General features: G+C 58.0%; 15 protein-coding genes. 1 reads left to right on the forward strand and 14 read right to left on the reverse strand.

The features are described from left to right. Positions 1 to 17: 17 nt before the first annotated feature. Together priA and HMPREF9163_RS01395 are read right to left on the reverse strand one after the other, a co-directional pair. Complete coding sequence (gene priA / locus HMPREF9163_RS01390; RefSeq protein WP_009439832.1) at positions 18 to 2,432, reverse strand: primosomal protein N'; 2,415 nt, start codon at positions 2,430 to 2,432, stop codon at positions 18 to 20. A 73-nt stretch (positions 2,433 to 2,505) separates the two neighbouring features. Further along, a complete protein-coding gene (locus tag HMPREF9163_RS01395; protein ID WP_009439833.1) occupies positions 2,506 to 2,862 on the reverse strand; it encodes a hypothetical protein in 357 nt (118 codons plus the stop codon). 212 nt (positions 2,863 to 3,074) lie between these two features. Between HMPREF9163_RS01395 and HMPREF9163_RS01400 the strand changes: the two genes are divergently transcribed. Further along, positions 3,075 to 3,419, forward strand: a complete 345-nt coding sequence (locus tag HMPREF9163_RS01400) for a cupin domain-containing protein (RefSeq protein ID WP_006691481.1) — start codon at positions 3,075 to 3,077, stop codon at positions 3,417 to 3,419. Between the two features lie 68 nt (positions 3,420 to 3,487). Here the strand turns inward: HMPREF9163_RS01400 and HMPREF9163_RS01405 are convergent, their stop codons facing one another. From HMPREF9163_RS01405 to HMPREF9163_RS01460, 12 genes are all read right to left on the reverse strand, one after another. Beyond that, a complete protein-coding gene (locus HMPREF9163_RS01405) occupies positions 3,488 to 4,270 on the reverse strand; it encodes a response regulator (protein ID WP_009439835.1) in 783 nt (260 codons plus the stop codon). Next, complete coding sequence (locus HMPREF9163_RS01410) at positions 4,271 to 5,962, reverse strand: histidine kinase (RefSeq protein WP_009439836.1); 1,692 nt, start codon at positions 5,960 to 5,962, stop codon at positions 4,271 to 4,273. It lies immediately after the preceding gene. Positions 5,963 to 6,070: 108 nt separating this feature from the next. Further along, positions 6,071 to 7,102: an ABC transporter substrate-binding protein gene (locus tag HMPREF9163_RS01415; RefSeq protein ID WP_009439837.1), complete on the reverse strand. Its 1,032-nt coding sequence runs from the start codon at positions 7,100 to 7,102 to the stop codon at positions 6,071 to 6,073. Positions 7,103 to 7,157: 55 nt separating this feature from the next. Further along, positions 7,158 to 8,813 (reverse strand): iron ABC transporter permease, encoded by a 1,656-nt coding sequence (locus tag HMPREF9163_RS01420; protein WP_009439838.1) that lies wholly within the window; start codon positions 8,811 to 8,813, stop codon positions 7,158 to 7,160. Further along, positions 8,806 to 9,924 (reverse strand): ABC transporter ATP-binding protein, encoded by a 1,119-nt coding sequence (locus tag HMPREF9163_RS01425; RefSeq protein WP_037345602.1) that lies wholly within the window; start codon positions 9,922 to 9,924, stop codon positions 8,806 to 8,808. Before HMPREF9163_RS01425 ends, HMPREF9163_RS01420 begins: the two co-directional genes overlap by 8 nt. A gap of 181 nt (positions 9,925 to 10,105) precedes the next feature. Then, entirely contained in the window at positions 10,106 to 11,338 is a 1,233-nt protein-coding gene (locus HMPREF9163_RS01430) for a methionine gamma-lyase family protein (protein WP_009439840.1), read from the reverse strand. Between the two features lie 18 nt (positions 11,339 to 11,356). Next, positions 11,357 to 12,049, reverse strand: a complete 693-nt coding sequence (locus tag HMPREF9163_RS01435) for a hypothetical protein (protein ID WP_009439841.1) — start codon at positions 12,047 to 12,049, stop codon at positions 11,357 to 11,359. Between the two features lie 12 nt (positions 12,050 to 12,061). After that, on the reverse strand, positions 12,062 to 12,637 hold the full coding sequence (gene pyrE / locus HMPREF9163_RS01440) for an orotate phosphoribosyltransferase (RefSeq protein WP_009439842.1): 576 nt from the start codon (positions 12,635 to 12,637) through the stop codon (positions 12,062 to 12,064). Further along, positions 12,634 to 13,350 (reverse strand): orotidine-5'-phosphate decarboxylase, encoded by a 717-nt coding sequence (gene pyrF, locus HMPREF9163_RS01445; protein WP_009439843.1) that lies wholly within the window; start codon positions 13,348 to 13,350, stop codon positions 12,634 to 12,636. The genes pyrE and pyrF overlap by 4 nt, the downstream gene beginning before the upstream one ends. A gap of 4 nt (positions 13,351 to 13,354) precedes the next feature. After that, positions 13,355 to 14,275, reverse strand: coding sequence for a phenylacetate--CoA ligase family protein (locus tag HMPREF9163_RS01450; RefSeq protein ID WP_009439844.1), 921 nt, complete (start codon positions 14,273 to 14,275; stop codon positions 13,355 to 13,357). Continuing rightward, a complete protein-coding gene (locus HMPREF9163_RS01455; protein ID WP_037345606.1) occupies positions 14,272 to 15,060 on the reverse strand; it encodes a protein-glutamate O-methyltransferase CheR in 789 nt (262 codons plus the stop codon). Before HMPREF9163_RS01455 ends, HMPREF9163_RS01450 begins: the two co-directional genes overlap by 4 nt. A 37-nt stretch (positions 15,061 to 15,097) precedes the next feature. After that, a complete protein-coding gene (locus HMPREF9163_RS01460; protein WP_037345609.1) occupies positions 15,098 to 15,544 on the reverse strand; it encodes an Hsp20 family protein in 447 nt (148 codons plus the stop codon). Positions 15,545 to 15,905 lie beyond the last annotated feature (361 nt).

Raw genomic sequence — 15,905 nt, forward strand, 5'->3', positions numbered from 1 at the left:
GGTTTTTCTATTATTTTTCAAAAAATTGCGGTGGGATCAATGTCAATCGCAACATCGTCGCGCAGATGCAGTCCGCGTGTACGCAAGAAGTTCTGTATGACCGCAAGCGCATCTGTCTTGATGAGCACGATAAAACGATACGTGCCGCGCTCCCGCTCGATCAGTGCGGGCGAAGGACCGATCACCGTGCAGCCCGTCGTTCCTGTAAACGCCGTCTGCGCTGCAGCGACGAACTCGTTTGCTGCATTCCACGCACGCGCACGCTGCGGATCTCGAAAGAGCAGCTTCACGAGACGGCTGTACGGCGGATAGAAGAGCTCGCGGCGAAGTACAAGCTCCTGCGCCGCAAACGCTTCGTAGTCCTGCCGCAGCGCAGCGCGCACGGCATAGTGCTCAGGGTTGTAGGTCTGTACGATGACCGCACCGCGCGCGCCGTGCCGCCCTGCACGTCCCGCCGTCTGTGTGATGAGCATAAAGCAGCGTTCCGCCGCACGGAAATCCGGCAGGTTGAGGCTCGCGTCCGCACTGATGATGCCGACCGACTGCACGCCGGGCAGGTCGTGTCCCTTTGCAACCATCTGCGTGCCGAGGAGGATGTCGAAGTTGCGCCTGCGAAACTGCGTCAGAATCTCCGTATGCGCGAATTTACGCCCCGTCGTATCGCGATCCATGCGCACAAGGCGCGCTGCCGGGAGTAGCTGTCCCAGCTCCTCCTCGAGCTTTTCCGTCCCCGAGCCGAAGTATTTGATATAGCGGCTGCCGCATTTCGGGCAAGTCTCGGGCACGGCGGCGCGCAGGTCGCAGTGATGGCAGACGAGTGCACCGTTCGCGTGGTAGACGAGCGGCAGGCCGCAATCCGCGCAGGTGATGACCGCCCCGCAGGAGCGGCACATGATGAAGGTCGAGTAGCCGCGCCGATTCAGCATGATGATCGCCTGCTCATGGCGAGCGAGCGTCTCCGTGAGCAGTTCGCGCAGGGCGAGCGAGATGATCGTGCGCCGTCCGCGCCGCAGCTCTTCGCGCATATCGACCGCGCGCACCTGCGGCAGCGGCTGACTGCCAATGCGCTCCGGCAGCGTGAGGAGGGTCAGATCCCCCGCCTGCGCGCGTGCATAGGACTCAAGAGACGGCGTCGCACTCCCGAGCACGAGGATCGCTCCATGTCGCCGCGCGAGGATCTCTGCAACCACGCGTGCATGATAGCGCGGCGACTCATCCTGCTTGTAGGACATATCCTGTTCCTCGTCAAGGATGATTGCGCCAACGTCGTTGGCGGGCGTGAAGAGCGCCGAGCGCGCGCCGATGATGATGCCCGCATCGCCACGCCGCACGCGGAAGATCGAATCGTTGCGCTCCGCGAGCGAGAGCTGACTGTGCAGGACGACGATGTCATCCGCAAAGACCTCCTGAAACGCCGTGATGAGCTGCCCCGTGAGCGCAATCTCGGGCACGAGTACGACAACCTGCCGACCGCGCGCGCGCACGGCACGCGCCGTCTCGATGTAGACGCGTGTCTTACCGCTGCCCGTGACGCCGTGGAGCAGATACCCGTGAAAGGTCTCGGCTGCGATGCCCTCTTGCAGTGCCGTGACAGCTGCGTGCTGTGCCTGTGTCAGCTCGTCTGCCCGCGCAGCTCCCGCACCTGTTCCATAGGGATTGCGCAGCCTGCGCCGCAGATGCTCGGTCAGAAGACCTGCGGCAACGAGATTCTTGATCGTCGTGGGCGAGATGCCCTTCTCGTCGAGTTCCGCGCGCGCATATTCCTCACATTCCCGAAAGAGCAGGAGCGCCCGCGCCTGTGCGGGCTTTCGCGCAAGCCCCACAAGCAGTTCGTCCGTGATCGCGACCGCTGTGTAGTACTTCTCATAGAGTGCCTTGTCACGCTTGTCTGCACGGTACTCCCTGCATACGAGATGGTAGCGCAGTAGTTTTTCTATGTACTCATCCACCGCCGCCTCCGGCAGCGCCCGCCGCAGCTCCGTCATACGCCGCGCGCCGTTCTCAGAGAGATAGCAATAGACGGCGTGTGCATGTGCATCGGCGAGCAGCGGATGTGCCGCGTCCGCATCCTCCGCCACCCGATAGACGGGGAAGATGCGCAGACCGCTCTTGCCCGGCATGAAGAGGCGCATGATCTCCGCCGCCGAGCAGAGGTAGAACGCGGCGAGTTCCTGCGCGGCGGCAAGAAGCTGCGGCGAGAACCACGCCTCCTCATCCACCGCCTCGATGATCTCCTTCAGCGCATGCCCCCCGTCGCGCGTGGGATCGTATGGGCGCACGCAGGTGACGAAGCCCTCCTTGCGGACATTGCCAAACGGAACAAAGACGCGCCAGCCGATCGTGACCTGTGAGAGCGTCTCCGGCAGAATATAGGTGAACTCCTGCGCAATGCTCTTGACCGGAATGTTGATATAGACATCCGCAACGGTCATATGTTCACTTTCTTCACCAAAAAAGCCGTTACACGAATGCGTTCGTGCAACAGCTCCTTTCCATACACCACGACTACGAGACAATCGCCGCCTGATTCGCAAGGATCTCCTTGCCGGCCTGACACGCAGGGCAGATACAGGTATCTTCCCCCTGCTCCTTCGCCTGCTTTGCTGCAACATTATACTCTCCGGCTCTCTGCGCACCGAACAGTGCGACACCGTCCGCTGACTCCGTGAAGCTGATGAGCTGATCGATCGTCAGTACATCGCTCTTTATTTCATCAACGAGTGTCCGAAACGCAGATTTTTCCTGTGGCGTGTCCACCGCCTCCAGAAACACCTCTGCTTTCGCCTTCAGTCCTTCGTAGACCGACGGCGCATCGGCCAGCTTCTGCACCTCATCGATCACAGCACTGCGATCCAACGCCATCCTTCATCCTCCTCAATTCTCTGATGCTCGTGTATCTGAAACAATCTATTCATTATTATAGGACAAAGGGTCACATTTGACAACTGAAAAAATTTTTGATTCTTCAAATTCCGAGTGTTCCTCTCGGAATTGTGGCTTCGGTCACATTCTTTGGAGGATATTCTGTGTATAATATGCACAGAAATTCTCACAACACACAAGGAGGAAACATCATGGCAATCCTGAACAATATCCAGCATCAACAGGCACTCCTGCTCAAGGATCAGGTCGCATACGCAGAAGGACAGGTCGTCAGCAAGACGCTCGTCCAGAACAAGGGGCTCGGTGTCACACTCTTCGCCTTCGCGAAGGGTGAGGGCATCAGCACGCACGCATCCACGGGCGACGCGCTCGTCACGGCGCTTGAGGGCGAGGGCATCATCACGATCGATGACGAAACCTACACGCTCAAGGCGGGCGAGAGCATCGTCATGCCCGCAACCCATCCGCACTCCGTCTACGCAGCAAAGGAAACACCGTTCAAGATGCTGCTTGTCGTCGCATTCCCTGCGGCGTAATATATATCAACACATTTCTCCCTGAATGCAAACACCCGCAGTACTTTTGCTGCGGGTGTTTTGCGTCCCTATTCATCCTCCTGCTGCAGCCTCCCCCCTGTCTCTTGCAAAAATGTACGCGGCGAACATTTCATATATTTTTTGAACACCGTACAGAAATTCTTGTAATCGCCGAATCCGTTTTCCTCCGCAACTTCGTAGACGCGGTACTTACCCGAGCGAAGCTGCGTCACGGCACTCTGTAAACGCGTGCGCGTCAAGAATTCAAGAAAGGTCTGCCCCGTCGCCTCCTTGAATTTGCGGCTAAGATAGCTCGCGCTCACACCTGCCGTTTCCGCAAGGCCTTCGATGCTGAGTCTCTCACGATAGTCCATCCGAATGCGCTCCATTGCATGCCGTACATAGGGGTTGAGCAACCTGTCCGAGAAGTAACGCTGCCAGTCCACGCCTTCCACTGCCTGCGGCATTACCTCCTGTGCCGCCCCGTCCGCCGCAATTCGCCGCATAAGGGCGGCAAGCTCCGCTTCGTCCACGGGCTTCAAGAGATAGTCCGCCGCTTGCAACCGAAGTGCCTGCTGCGCATAGCCGAACTCGGCGTAGCTTGTGAGAAAGACGAGCTGAGGCAGAATCCCCTCCGCACGCGCCGCCTCCGCCATCTCGATACCGTCCATGCACGGCATACGGATATCCGTCAGCACAACATCGGGGCGCTCCGTACGCATGAGCGCAAGCCCCTCTCTTCCGTCAGCCGCATCGCCCACAATGCGGCATCCCATCCCTGCCCAGTCAATCATGCAGAGCAGTCCGCGTCGAATGATCTCTTCATCCTCGACAATGAGTACGCGCAGCATTTACTTCGCCCCCTTTCCACCGTCCGCAGGAAGCACCATCGTAACGCGCGTACCGCCCCCTGCACGCCGAGCGATCTCCATACCGTACGCAGTGCCGTAGAGGAGCTGAATGCGGCGATGAATATTATAGATACCCGTATGCACGGTGCGGTTCTCGCCACGCTCCATCATCTCGCGCAGCCGATACAGGGTCTCCTCATCCATCCCCGTCCCCCTGTCCGCGATGACGATGTGCAGACACCCATCCACCACACTGATCTGCGTGGTAATATCAATCACCCCCTCCGCATCCGCGCCGTAGTGAATGGCATTCTCCACAATGGGCTGCAAGAGGAGTTTCGGCACAAGACAGGCCTCCGCCTCCTCCGCTACCTCCTGCCGATAGCAGAGGCGCGCACCGAACCGCTGCCGCTGAATCTCGACATAGCTACCGAGGTGACAGATGTCCTCCGCGAGGGGAACGCGCTGCACACGGCTGTCGATGCTGTAGCGCAGAAGTGCAGAAAGTGCTGTAATCATGCGCATTGCCGCATCGGGATCGAGTTTTGTCATAAACTTGATGTTCTCAAGTGTATTGAAGAGAAAATGTGGATTGAACTGCGACTCAAGCTGGCGCACCTCCGAGATGACGCTCACGCGTGCCTTTTCCTCATTTTCCTCCATGAGCTGCACGAGACTCTGCACCATGCGGTTGTATTCGCCTGCAATCTCCTCGAACTCGTTGCCTGTCCGAATGACGAGTTCGCGATCCAGATGTCCGTGCCGCACCGCGCGGAATGCGTCGATGATCTCATCCATTGCGCACATCTTCTCTGCCATCTCACGCCGCACACGAAAGAAGATGAACGGTATCATGAGGAGGAGCACGGCGAAAAGAATACCTGCGCCCGTTGCAACCTGTGCAATACGGCTGCCCACGGGCAAGATGGCGTAGACGGTGAAGCTCCCATCCAGTACAGGCTCCTGCATCACATAGAACTGCTGCCCGTCCACCTCGACAAGCCCCTGTGCATCCGCGATTTCCGACACGATTTTATGGAATACAGGATCGCGAAAGATCGTCATAGTAGAGAACGGCGCGCGTCCCGCGCGATCCGCAATGACAACGTGCATCTTCTCTCCCGTTTGAAGGCGCTTTGCGAGTTCCTGTGCAGGCATGACAAAAACGGCATAGCCTTCCGTGTCTCCCGTCTGTGGCCTGCGGATTGCCTGACCGACGACATAGTCCCAGTCGCGGTCACGCTGCGGGACAAATTCCTGCACGCATCCCTCTGCAGCATCCATACGCGCGAGAACGCCCCAGTCCGACGTTGGCTGCGCAAGATAGTCGGGAAGATGCGCACGCGTCTGAAAGAGAACCTGACGCTCGCTGCCAAGAAGATAGAATTCCGGCAGCGCCCCGTGCAAATTCAGCTCCGCATACAGATTTTCAAAAAAAATGCGCCGTTCTTCCCCATCCGCATGCAGCTGCCCGATGCCGTGCAGTGCGATCGCCCCCGCACGCGCCTCGTAGTCATGGGTCAGCTCCGTGAATATCTCCCCTGCCGTACGCGCCTCCTCTGCCGTCCGCGTCACGACATTCTGCTCCCAGTAGAGCGCAGCAAGTGCCGTACAGATGAATGCAATGAGCAGTCCCGGAAGGAGCGCATATTTGAGGAGTTCACTGCGCACTTCATCTTGAAAACGCCGCATATGCCCCTCCTTTCCCCCACAAAGACAGTATCATTATAGCAGAATCCACACAAATACAAAATACCGGAAGGATCGCGTCCTCCCGGTATTGTTCTTGTGTGACAGTGTTTACTGCACGCTCGTGAAGATGTCCTTGAACTTGTCAAGCCACGCCTTCTTATTCTTCTCGACGACCTGCTCCTCGTCATCGATGATCTTGATCTGATCCTTCGGCAGAAGACCGACGGGCGGATCTACGTCATCGCGCACGGAGCGACGATGGAGCGAGGAGGTGATGATGCTCTGCGCTTCCTTGCTCGTGATAAAGTCGATGAACTTCTTCGCGTTCTCCATATGCTTTGCATTCTTGATGATGTAGATGCCGTCCGGCTTGGAGATGACGCCTTCCTTCATGTAGACGAGCTTCACAGGTGCGCCGTCCGCAACGTACTTCGCACCGCCCTCTTCAAACGTCAGGCCGACCGCATACTCACCGTCCGCAACGCCCTTGTAGACCGCAGAGGAGCCCGAGAGCAGCTTGCCGTCGAGATTCCGGCAGAACTTTTCCACGTAGTCCCAGCCCTTATCGGGGTCACCATTTCCCATCGCATAGAGCATATTGATGAGATGCTCGTAGGACGAGGAGGACTTCGACGGGTCGGCAAAAGCAATCTTGCCCTTGAGCGCGGGATTCAGCAGATCCTCATAGCCCTCGACCTTCACATCGCCGAGGAGGTTCGTGTTGACCATGATGACGCTCGGGATGTCCGTGAAGCGCGTCATCGGCCCCTCGGTGTTCTTGAACGCCGTCTGGATGTGATCCTCGTTCTTCGAGGTGTAATTCTCGAAGAGATCCGCCTTCGGTTTCATCGTGTTCAGCGAGCCGCCCCAGAAGATGTCGCCGAGCGGATTCGCTTTCTCAGACTCGACGCGCTTGAGGAGCTCGCCCGTGCCCGCCGCAATGACTTCGACCTTCACGCCGCTCTGCTTCTCAAACTCCTCAACAAGGGGATTGATAAACGTCAGCGGATGCGGGCAGTAGATGACGAGCGTATTGTCATCCGCCGATGCCGCCTGCTTTTCTCCCCCACCGCAGCCGGTGAGGGCGCCGCCGAGCATCAGGGATGCTGCCATGACGGCAAGGATTTTCTTGAACTTCATGAAATGACCTCCTTTAACAGAACCCATCTATGACAAAGGCTTTCGCCTGAGGAAACTAGAGCGTTACATCCTTGCTGCCCGAGACCTTGAAGAAGGTCACCATCGCAACAATCGTCGTGAGCGTGAGGATGGTCGAGAGTGCTGCCGCCGTGCCGTAGCTCGCGCGGATGACCTCCGTGTAGATTGCAACGGACATCGTCTTTGTCGCCCCCGTAAAGAGGATGACCGAGGAACTGAGTTCGTTGATCGCCGTGATCCACGAGAGAATCGCCCCGCTCATGACACCGGGAAGCATCATGACAGCCGTCACCTTAAAGAAGGTTTTGAGCGGCGAAGCCCCGAGGCTGATGGACGCCTCCTCGATGCTCGGGCTGATCTGGTAGAGAATTGCCGAGCTCGAGCGCAGCGTATAGGGCAGACGACGAATGACGAGTGAGATGATGATGATGAGCGCCGTGCCCGAGAGCAGCATCGGCTCCTCGTTGAACGCGAGGAGGAGCGTGATGCCGAGCACCGACCCCGGGATGATGTACGGGAACATCGTGAGTGTGTCGATGATGTCCGTGAGCATGCTCTTGCGGCGCGTCGTCAGATAGGCGACCGTCATGCCGAGGAAGACAATGATGAGGATCGCCGCCGTACTGTATAGATAGGTGTTCGAGATTGCCGTGCCGAGGCTGCTGAAGATCGTCGTATAGCTATCGAGCGAGTAGCCGCCCGTAAAGACTGCCCCCCGCGTCTCAAGGAAGGAGGTGTAGACGACGACAAGCTGCGGGATCATCGAAACAGCGACGAGCAGATAGATGAGAACGTGCATCAAGACGTTGCCCGCGCCCTTCATCTCCTTGACTTCAAGAGGACGCAGCGAACTCATCGTAAAGGACTTGCGGCTCACAACATATTTTTGGAGCAGGAAGATCGTCGAGGTGATGACAACCATGATCGCCGCCATTGCCGCCGCAAAATTCGCCTGATCGCCTACCTCGTTGATGAACTCCGAGTAGATCATAACCGGCATGACATTGAACCCCTCGCCGATCAGCATCGGTGTTCCGAAGTCCGCCATTGCGTTCATAAAGACCATGAGCGCACCCGCGAGGATCGTCGGCGTGATGAGCGGTACGATGACCGTCACCACCTTGCGGACGCCGCTACACCCGAGACTCTCCGCCGCCTCAATGAGTGCGGCGTCGATGTTTTTCATCGCGCCCGCCGCATAGAGATAGATGAACGGATAGAGCTTGAGGGTCAGCACGAGCAGGATGCCCGTGAATCCGTAGATGGACGGAAACTCGTACTGAAACGTGTTTTGCAGCCACTGCGTCAGGATACCGCTACGCCCGCCGATCAGAATCCACGAGTACGCGCCGATAAAGGGCGGCGAGAGAAGCGAGATGATGATGCAGATCTCAAGTGCGCTCTTGAAACGCACGCGGTAGATCGTCATGAAGTACGCGAGCGCTGTGCCGATGATGATGGCAAGCACGGTCACGCACGCCGTCACGCTGAAGCTGTTGATCATCGACTGATAGTAGTATTTCCGCTCGAAGAAATGCGTGAAGTGTTCGAGCGTGAATTCTCCTGTCATTGCGTCCTGAAAGGCAGACGTAAAGAGCGAGAAGAGCGGATAGATGAGGAAGAGCCCGAAGACCGCGATGGAGAGGATCGTGATCCCCGTCCAGAAATCAAAGCGCAGACTGCTCTTATTCATAGCGCACCACATCCTTCAGGATATTGCGCGAACCGTCCGCCGTAAAGATGTTGACCTTGCGCGCGTTCGGGCGCAGATGCACCGTGTCCCCGACCTCGAGCTGCTGCGTCGCATGGCCGAGATCCTGTGAGAATTCGAGCGATGCCTGATGCGGCAAAATCATCTCTTCATCGAAGTCCAGACTGTAGTTGATGTATTTGCCGAGGAAGACCTTCGTCCGCACCTTGCACGGCAGGCCGTCCTCCTGAATCGACAGTTCCTCAGGGCGCACGGAGATGACGATCTCCATCCCGTCCTCCGCCTCTTCGCCAAGGTTCGCCATCGGCATCTCAAAGCCGCTGCGGAAGACCACACTCGCCTCCCCGCCTGACTTCTTCACGCGTCCGTAGAACAGATTCGAATGTCCAATAAAGGTCGATACGAAGATGTTCCATGGGCGTTCATAGATCGTCTGCGGCTGTGCCGTCTGCTGGATCTCGCCCTTGTTCATGACGGCGATGCGGTCGGAGATGGAGAGAGCCTCCTCCTGATCGTGCGTGACGTAGACCGTCGTGATGCCGACCTTCTTCTGCACCTCGCGGATTGCGGAACGCATTTCGATGCGCAGCTTTGCATCGAGGTTTGAGAGTGGCTCGTCCATCAGAAGCACGCTCGGATGAATGACGATGGCGCGCGCAAGAGCGACGCGCTGCTGCTGCCCGCCCGAGAGACGCTCTGGGAGGCGATCCTGATAGTCCGTGATCTGCACGACATCGAGGATGCGATCGACCTTTTCTTTCATCTCCCCCTTTGGCACATCGCGCAGTTTGAGCCCGTACTCCACGTTCTGACGAACCGTCAGATGCGGGAAGATCGCATAGCTCTGGAATACCATGCCGATGTTGCGCTTGTGGGCTGGGATGTCGTTGATCCGCTGCTCGTTGAAGAGAATATCGCCCCCCTCGATGCTGTTGAAGCCCGCAATCATCCGCAGGAGCGTCGTCTTTCCGCAGCCCGAAGGACCGAGCAGGGTGAAGAACTCTCCGTTGCGGATGTGCTCCGTAATCCCCGGAATGATCGTGAGATCGCCATACTTCTTGACAGCGTTCTCAATATGAATCGCTACGCTCATACTGTCCCCTCCAAATTCATTTTTTCCGGATAGCATCGAATCCTTTCGCTCTCTATTCGTCTGATTATTTGTAGTATACAAAAAGAACCTGCAAATGAATATCCTCAAATCTGCAAAAATATCCGAAAAACTGAACTTGTTGGGAAAAAGAAAAAGAGGGACACGCCCCTCTTAGATGATTTCACACAATTGCTTCCGCCGCCGCCATCACGCCGAGTGCCGCGTGCTCGAACGTCAGCCCGCCCTGCAGATAGATACAGTACGGCTCGCGCATGGGACCGTCTGCACTCAGCTCGATTGACGCCCCCTGCACGAACGTCCCCGCCGCCATGATGATCTGATCGGCATAGCCCGGCATATCCCACGGCTCGGGTGCGGCGAAAGCATCCACGGGCGACATCGCCTGAATCGCGCGCGCGAACGCCTTCATCCGCTCCGCGTCCCCGAGGACGATTGCCTGTATGATGTCGCTGCGCGCATCCGTAAAGTGCGGGAACGTACGGCAGCCCAGTCCCTCGAAGATCCCTGCGGCAAAGACCGCGCCCTTGAGGGCCTGCGCAACGACGTGCGGTGCGAGGAAAAGCCCCTGAAAGAGCAGCCGATTCGAGATGAGGCTCGCACCGAGCTCATCCCCCATCCCGGGCGCCGTGAGACGATAGGACGCGGCTTCCACGAGGTCGCTGCGCCCCGCAATATAGCCACCCGTCGGCGCAAGCCCACCACCCGGGTTCTTGATGAGCGAGCCCGCCATGATGTCCACGTCCGTAATATCTGTCGGCTCTGTAGTATCGACAAACTCCCCGTAGCAGTTGTCCACGAATACAATGCAGTTCGGATTCGCCGCCTTGATGCGCGCGCTGACCGCGTGAATGTCCTTGATGCTGAGCGGCTCGCGCTCGCTGTAGCCGCGCGAACGTTGCACGAGCGCGAGCTTCGTCCGCGCCGTCACGATGCGGTCAATGCCATTCATGTCCACGCGCCCGCCCTGCATCGGCAACTCGTCGTAGAGAACGCCGAACTCCTTGAGCGAACCAACGCTTTCATGCGCCCAGCCGATCACCGTCTGCATCGTATCATAGGGTGCGCCCGTGATCGAGACAAGCTGATCGCCGGGACGCAGGATGCCGAAGAGCACCGTTGCGAGTGCATGCGTCCCCGAGACAAACTGCGTACGCACAAGTGCCCGCTCTGCGCCAAAGACGCGTGCATAGAGCTCATCCAGCTTCTCGCGCCCGAGATCGCTGTAAGCATAGCCTGCGCTCACGCCGAAATGCGCATCGGAGACGCGACATGTACGCATTGCGTCGAGCACCTTCCGCGTGTTGAACTCCGCAACCTCATCCATGCGCGCAAACGCCTCCTGCGCACGCGCGACAACATCCTCCCGCAGGGCTTTCAGCTCATCCCTCTGCACATTTTCCTCGCTTTCCTGTCACACATTCTTCTCCGCATCCGCCTCTACCGCCGCCCTGCGCAGATAGCGCGCGAGATTCAGCCGCAGACGCTGCTCCAATTCTTCGAGATCCGACGCGTCAAAATCATAGCTGACATACGGCATCCCCGCTGCATGGTACTCACCGAAGAACTCGTTCCGATAGCAGTTGTAGTAAATGCCCACGTCATTTGCCCGTGCAAAGTCCACATAGTCGATGATGAGGAAAGAGCCGTTCGTCATCTGTGCGGGTGCCGAGGGACGAACGAAGAGCTCGTACCCCTCCAGCTGTTCGGGCAGTTCCCTGCCATATTCCCACGCGGCAATGCTCTCGCGCACGGGCAGAAGTTCCTGCGTCTCCAGTGCGTCGGCGTGCATCTCTGCCATCACGCGCGGCAGATAGCGCAGGAGTTCCTGACCGAACGTATCGAGATCCCCATGAATGAACGACGGCAGGGCAAAGCTCACCACGCCGATCTCGACGCGCAGCTTGTACGATGTCGTCGCCGCATCGTAGAAACCGACAACGGAGCGATGCGCATCCGCGCGGTCATAGCGAAAAAAATCATACTGCGCTTCGTGCTGCTGCCGGTCTTTCGAGAGCAGATAGCCATCGATTTCGGCAGGCAGTTCATCGAGCACCGTCCACGCGGCAAGTGCCTCGTCTATTTTCTCAGTAAATTCCTCAGCCATCGGATCTGTCTCTTACTTGCCCGTACGCCCGCGCTTCGTCATGGGAACGCCCTTCGCGCAGAGCGGGCAGGTCTCGGGCGCATAGGTCTCCACATCCATCGTGAGGAGCGCCGTGCTCGGCACATCGCCAAAATCTGCCTTGCCGCCGCTGCGGTCAACGAGCATGGAGACGGCCACAGGAACAGCGCCCGCCTCCTTCACCACCTCGATGACCTCCTTGATCGAGCCGCCCGTCGTCACAATGTCCTCGACAATGAGCACGCGCTCCCCTTCCCGCAGAGAAAAGCCGCGTCGGAACGTCATCTTCCCGTCCACGCGCTCCGTGAAGATTGCGCGCGTCCCCAGGGCTTTGCCCGTCTCATGTGCGAGCAGAATGCCGCCCGTCACGGGGCCGACCACCGTCTCAATTGCTGCGTCCTTGAACTTCTCCGCCATCGCTGCGCAGAGCTGCGCCGTGTATGCGGGATGTTGGAGCACATTGAACTTCTCCACATAGTGCGGGCTGTGCAGCCCCGAGGTCAGCAAAAAATGCCCGTCCATGATTGCGCCCGTCTTCACGAGCAGTGCACGTACTTCCTCCTGTGTCATCGTATGCCCTCCATCTCCTTCAAAATCCCCTCTGCCGCTGCACGCGGATCCTCTGCCGCATAGATCGCACGCCCCACGACAATCTGCGAAGCCCCCGCGTGGATCGCGCCCGCGGGTGTCATCACACGCCGCTGATCGTCACGCGAAACACCCGCAGGCCGAATGCCCGGCGTCACAATGAGGAAAGCCTCACCACAGACGCGGCGAATCTCCGCCGTCTCGGCAGGGGATGCAACCACGCCGTCGAGACCCGCCTCCTGCGCGAGCGCCGCACGACGCAGAACTGCATCCGCAACCGTGCCCGTGTGCCCGAGCCCTGCCCAGTCATCTGTATCCATGCTCGTGAGCACGGTGACGCCGATCAGCTTCGGACAGAGCACGCCCGCTTTGTCCGCCGCCCGCTGCAGCGACTCGCGCGCCTCCCGCATCATGCGCAGCCCGCCCGCCGTATGGACATTCAGAATGTCGGGACCGAGATGCAGCAGCGAGGACAGCCCGTTTCCGACCGTATTTGGAATGTCGTGGAGTTTCAGATCGAGAAAGACCTGCTTTCCCTCGCCCTTGAGCCACGTCACAATGCCCCCGCCAAGCGCATAGAAGAGCTCCATGCCCACCTTGTAGTAACTCACACTGTCTCCCAGACGCGCGACGAGGTTCTCTGCCGCCGCGCGTGTCGGCACATCGAGCGCCGCGATCAACCGTTCATCTGCCATTATTTCACCCCTCCGTAATCAGGAGCTGTACGCTCCCACAGCCGCATCGCCCTCGTGCAAGACGCACCTGCAGTCCCGTGCGATACCGCAGGACGGGCATCGCCTCCGCCGTGAGCGTCGAGAGTACGAGCTGTCCGCACGCACCGTCCGCACGCGAACTATGCCCCGCCTCATCAATGATCTCGGCGTAGAAGAGCCGTTCCTCAAGATGCAGTCCCGCCCCCGCCGTACAGGCGACACCAATCAGCGCCCCCATCTGTGCCAGCGTAAAGATATGTGCGTGACGCGCGCCCATACGCTCTGCAAGAGCACGCGAAACCGTCTGTGGCGCAATACATCCCCCGACCGTAATCAATCGGTGCACGGCGATATCCTCAAGATATTTTTCAAGTGCGGGCAGTTCATGCTCCCATGTGATGATGGTATCGGGCACAGCCGCACGTAGGAGTTGCGCTGCCGTCTCCGTCCCGCCCCCGCACGGCAGAACGGCCGCGCCGAGCACATCGAGCGCATACTGTAGATCGAGCGTCCGACTGTCCGCAATATCTCCCGCAAGCAGCACCGTACTCGCACGGTTCACGCCGCACGCAGTGAGCATATTCACAGTCGTCTGCACCTGCCGTGCAACATCGCCCTGCGTATAGCAGTGAATGCTGCCCAGCCCTGCCTCGTCATGCAGGACACTCATACGCAGCAAACCCGAGAGTGGCAGTGTGAGCATGAAAAAAGGGGCGTCTGCCCCCTCTTCCTCTGCATGCTCCCAAAACGGCAGACGCGCCGCATCCACAAATGACGAAACGGATGCAGCACTTACGCCCGCACGTTCAAACGCAGAGCGATAGAACGCTGTCTTTTCCTCCGCCCATTTGATCTGACGCAGGAGAAGCGCAAGACGCTGCTCCTCTGTGAGCATCGTCCCCGTCATGATTCGAACGGCCGCTGATAGAAGAACGGCTGGAAGCTCGTGTAGCCCATCTTGCGGAAGTTCAGAATAGACTCCGTTGCGCCGACGAAGAGAATGCCGCCGGGCTTCAGTGCCTCGAAGAAATGACGGTAGAGCTGATCCTTCGCGTCATCCGTAAAGTAGATGACGACGTTGCGGCAAAGAATCAGATCGAAGCCCGTCTCGAACTTGTCCTGTAGCAGGTTGTGCCGCTTGAACTCGATCATGCTCTTGATCTCGGGCTTCACGGCAAAGTGGTCGCCGTCCGCATCGAAATACTTACGGCGACGCTCGGGCGCCATGCTCTTGATCTCATCCGCCGTATAGACGCCGCGCTTTGCCTTCGCCAGAATCTCCACATCGAGATCGGAGGCGAGAATGCGATGCCGCGTGCCCGGCGTCATCTCCTTCATGATGATCGCGAGCGAATACGGCTCCGCGCCGATGGAGCAGCCTGCGCTCCAGATATTGAGCTTCGATGAGCGCTTCAGGAGATCGGGAATGACATCCGTCTCGAGCTTGCTGAACTTCTCCGGCGTGCGGAAGAACTCCGACACGTTGATCGTCAGATACTCGATGAACGCAGCAAAATCATCCTTGTTTTCACAGACATGGTCGAAATACTCGACGCAGCCCTTATAGCCCGCACGCGTGATCAGATTGTTGATCCGACGCTTCATCTGTGGCTCTTTATAGAGGTCGAGATCGATCTCCGTCTTTGCTTTCAGCTTGTGTTTGAACTGCTCCCAATCGCGGTCTTCCGTCATAAATTCCCCTCCGAACATACTTCCCTACATACACACTTTATTGAATCGTAAAGACGCGGCAAGACTTCTTTACCTCGAGTTTCGGCAGGATCACATGGAGGATACCCGCCTCATAGGACACGGATACCTCCGCCTCATCCACATCGTCGATGAGGAAGGAGCGCTCGAATACGCCTGCCTTGCGCTCATGGCAGAGATATTTCGCCTCGGACTCCTCCGGCACGACGCGCTCCGCCTTGATCTTGAGGCGTCCGTCCTCGTTGTAGGAGACCTCGATGGCTTCTTTCGTAAAGCCGGGGAGTTCTGCGAACAGCTCGTAGCAGTTCTCACAATCGATCACGTCGACGCGGAACGGGAAGAGCATGCCGCCCACCTTGTCGAACGGATTAAACGAATGTTCCATCACGGTCTCAAGAGCCTTTCCCAGAATCTCCTGTCCCTTTTCGGCATTTTCTTTCAAATTGAACGGCAATGGACGAAACATAGCGACCACCTCCAACATGATGTATCAATCTACGCTTTCATTATAACAATAACGCGCATGCTTTTCAATATGCGCGTATGGAAAAGGCGGCGCATAAACGCCGCCCTAGGGAATCGCTGATAAAATGAAGTCCGTCAGATTGGCGTAGATTTTTTCGTCCGAACAAGGAGGCAAACCGGACGCATAGCCAAAGCTATGTGGAGGATTTGCCGACACAGTGCGGGCAAAAAAGATGCGTTAAGATGGCGGTGGCTGAATATATCAGTGCTACCCTAAAATCGTTCAAAGCGTTGCCAGCATATCTTGCACACCCTTCAAATAAGTATCGCGTGCAAAGTTCACAAGCTCGCCCGTTCGACGC

This window comes from Selenomonas sp. oral taxon 138 str. F0429 (assembly GCF_000318175.2).
Taxonomy (GTDB): domain Bacteria; phylum Bacillota; class Negativicutes; order Selenomonadales; family Selenomonadaceae; genus Centipeda; species Centipeda timonae.